2 protein-coding genes are annotated in these 3497 nt (G+C 51.5%); both read left to right on the top strand.

Annotated features, from left to right (window positions below; translation table 11 throughout):
* Window positions 1-208: 208 nt before the first annotated feature.
* Window positions 209-1129 carry a PAS domain S-box protein gene (locus tag KOO62_12550; protein MBU8934812.1) on the top strand — a complete coding sequence of 307 codons (921 nt, stop codon included), beginning with the start codon at window positions 209-211 and terminating at the stop codon, window positions 1127-1129.
* Between the two features lie 197 nt (window positions 1130-1326).
* Complete coding sequence (locus KOO62_12545; protein MBU8934811.1) at window positions 1327-3429, top strand: CZB domain-containing protein; 2103 nt, start codon at window positions 1327-1329, stop codon at window positions 3427-3429.
* Window positions 3430-3497: the final 68 nt, after the last annotated feature.

Below are 3497 nucleotides of genomic sequence, written 5' to 3'. Positions count from 1 at the left end.
ATTCATCCCTTGCCTTTTGGGATGAAGTATAGCTAATCATTAGGACATTTCTAAATTGCTCATATAGGACATTATCACTTTGCGGGAACAGTGTCTCAAGCAGCAATTATAACCTGCTATGGCTGACACCAGGCTGTTCAGATAGTGAGCAGGAATGCCGATAACTAAGCCAATAGTCGTTGTGGACAGTGCAAAAGGGGAATTCTTCGTGAAACTGCAAAGTCTGAAATCGAAAGTCGCTCAGAACTTTACAATGCCTGAGTCGCGGACAGTAATGTTGCGACGGAGCCCCGAAGTTGATGATTTCGGTTCCGATCAATGGGAGCGAATCTTCGATACTGTCACCAATGGTCTGAGAATCGTTGACCTCCAGTACCGCACAGTGCGTGTCAATGAAGCCTTCTGTCGGATGGCAGGAGCGACAGAAGAAGAAACCATCGATCGGTACTGCTATGACTATTTTCCCGGGCAAGCCTGTAATACTGACGACTGTCCGCTAAGGCAAATCACCGGCGGCAAGGACTCAATCGAGTTTGAGGCAGAAAAAGAGCGACAGGACGGCTCCAGGCTGACGTGCATTGTCACGGTTACAGCTCACAGGGATGATACTGGAAACCTGATTGGGATCATTGAGTGCTTCACAGATATCACCGAGCGCAAACTGGCTGAGCGGCAGTTAAAGAAAACCCACGACGCCCTGGCAATCGAGCGAGGCATGCTGGGGAGCAAGAACGCGGCGCTCAAGGAAATCCTGGGGCAGTTCGAGGAACAGAAACAACAAACTGAACAGCACCTGCAATCAAATGTGAACCGGATTGTGAGACCGATACTTGGTATCATCAATGAGAAACTGAGTCACGAAGACCAGCACTTGATGGAGTTGCTGGAGAGCACTTTGAGCGACTTGTTGGATCCGGTGGCGAACCGACTGGAGCATGCTCAGGCCAGTCTTTCCCCGCGTGAAATAGAAGTCTCTAACATGATCCGAAGGGGGTTCTCTACAAAGCAAATCGCCTCAATCTTGAACGTATCGGTCCATACTGTCAACAACCAGCGTCGATGCATCCGCAGAAAGCTCCAGATCAACGACAACCATACGAATCTCGAAAGTTATCTAAAGGGTCTGTAATGTCTTGGGACGTTTGGCTCGTTCCTCCTTTTACCAACGCCAGATAGTACCCTGATCCGGGGGATTGACTATCAGACATAGTCAATCCGTGATCACGGGTTGGTCATCAACTTTTTCTCCCAGGGAGACGATGATTAGATTATGTACGCCAAAAGTATATAACATTGTCTTTGTTTGAGAAAAGGGAGGAAGTAAGCATGTTCAAGAACCTCAAGATTGGGAAGAAGCTCGGTCTGGGTTTCGGCGTCGTACTGGTGCTGCTGGCCGTAGTCAGTATCTACAACTACACCAGCTTTAACAGCATCGACGAACAAACTGTGGTCGCCCAGCAGTCCTGCACCAACCAGGCATTTAGCATCGAAAAAGAAGTTGACCACCTTAAGTGGATGGCGAGTCTTTCGGACCTGTTTATGAATGACGAGGTCACCGAAGTTACCGTCCAGACGGACGATCACAAGTGTGGTCTTGGCAAATGGATGTACTCTGATGAAACGCGAACAATGAAAGCCAATGATCCAAAATTGGCCTCGATTCTGGACCAGATGGCTGAGCCGCACCACCGGCTGCACACCTCAGCGATCCATATCGGCGAGCAGTATGTCGACTTCGATCTGGGACTAAAATCGTTGCTGTCCGACCGCTGGATTGATCATCTCAATTGGATCAAGCATGTGGCCAACTCCAACCTGACCAAGACCACGTTCGACGGTGGGCTGGACGCTCACCAGTGTGCCTTCGGCAAGTGGTACTATTCCTACCAGGCTGACAATCCGGAGTTTGGTGCATTGCTAAAGCACTGGGAAGAGCCGCATAAGCACTTACATGAATCGGCTCAGGAGATGGTCAATGCCCAGAAAGCCGGTAATTGGGACGAAGCTCAGAAGATCTATTACGAGCAGACGCTGCCAACTCTGGCTGAACTCGAAAAGGCGTATGATCAAACCTATGCCTGGATAAATGAGACGGCCGACAAGCAGGCGACCGCGATGGCCACCTATGACCAGGAAACCAGAACCGCCGTGGCTGAGACTCAGCAGTATCTGGTCGAACTCAAAGAACATTTCGCTAACCAGTCTGAGACGGCCACTGCCGAGACTAACACCATTATCAGTTCGTCGATCAGCATCATGCTGATTCTGTCCCTGATCGCCGTCGTCATCGGTCTTGTTGCAGCCTGGATTATCACCCGGGGTATCACCAAACCTGTAGACAAGGTTGTAGGGCTGACCCAGCAAATGAATGAGGAGTTTGATCAGTTTGTCGGTGTCGTCGATTCCATTGCAAATAATGACCTGACGCAGGAAATCTCTCAATCTGAGATAGAGAGCCTTAACATAGATTCGAAGGATGAGATCGGTGTGCTGGTTGGAGCCATCGAGGATACTCTCGGGGCCAAGGATAAGATCGGTGCTTCGCTCGCGAAGATGACAGACAATCTCACCACGATGGTGCGCCAGATGGGTGACAACTCGACTCAGCTCGTCTCAGCTGCTACAGAGGTAGCCTCCTCGTCAGAACAGATGTCCCGCGGAGCCAAGGATCAGACCGACCAGGTGACCCAGGTCTCGACGGCGGTTGAAGAGATGACTGCGACCATCGTTGAATCCGCCAGAAATGCCGGTGACGCCACCGAAGGCGCCAAGGCTGCCTCTGACAACGCCACTAATGGCGGCCAGATTGTCAATGAAACAATTCAGGGAATGCAGCGCATAGCTGATGTTGTCCGCGGATCGTCCGAGTCGATTGGCAAATTGGCCGAGTCGGCTGACCAGATCGGTGAGATCATTGGTGTCATCGATGACATCGCCGACCAGACCAACCTCCTGGCTCTTAATGCTGCTATCGAAGCTGCCCGGGCCGGCGAGCAGGGTCGTGGGTTCGCCGTAGTGGCCGATGAAGTCAGAAAACTAGCCGAACGTACCGGCAAGGCGACCGGCGAGATAACCGGCATGATTAAAGGGATTCAACAGGGGACGGAAGAAGCCGTGGGTTCAATGGAAACAGGTGTTCAGGAAGTCGATCAAGGTCGGGAGTTGGCCGACAAGGCCGGCAACAGTCTGACTGAGATTGTCAATATGTCGCAGAGCGTCATGGACCAGATTCAGCAGATGGCGACAGCCTCTGAGGAACAGTCCTCAGCCGCTGAGCAGATTTCCAAGAACATTGAGAACGTCGCCTCAATCGCCAGAGAGTCGGCCACCGGAGCCGAACAGTCAGCGGCTGCTGCCGAAGAACTAAACCGTCAGGCAGAAGGCATGCAGACGATGGTCTCTCGGTTCAAAGTAAAGCAGGAAGCTTAAACGAGTGGTATGAATGTTGTAGGTTTGTCATGCCGGACTTGATCCGGCATCCAGTTCTGGATTCGAAG

This window comes from Candidatus Zixiibacteriota bacterium (genome assembly GCA_019038695.1).
Lineage (GTDB): Bacteria > Zixibacteria > MSB-5A5 > GN15 > FEB-12 > B120-G9.
This window is presented reverse-complemented; position numbering and strand designations above follow the sequence as displayed.

Excerpts from the sequence above, each read along its gene's own strand:
- KOO62_12545 (MBU8934811.1), top strand. The coding sequence starts at position 1,327 with ATGTTCAAGAACCTCAAGATTGGGAAGAAGCTCGGTCTGGGTTTCGGC.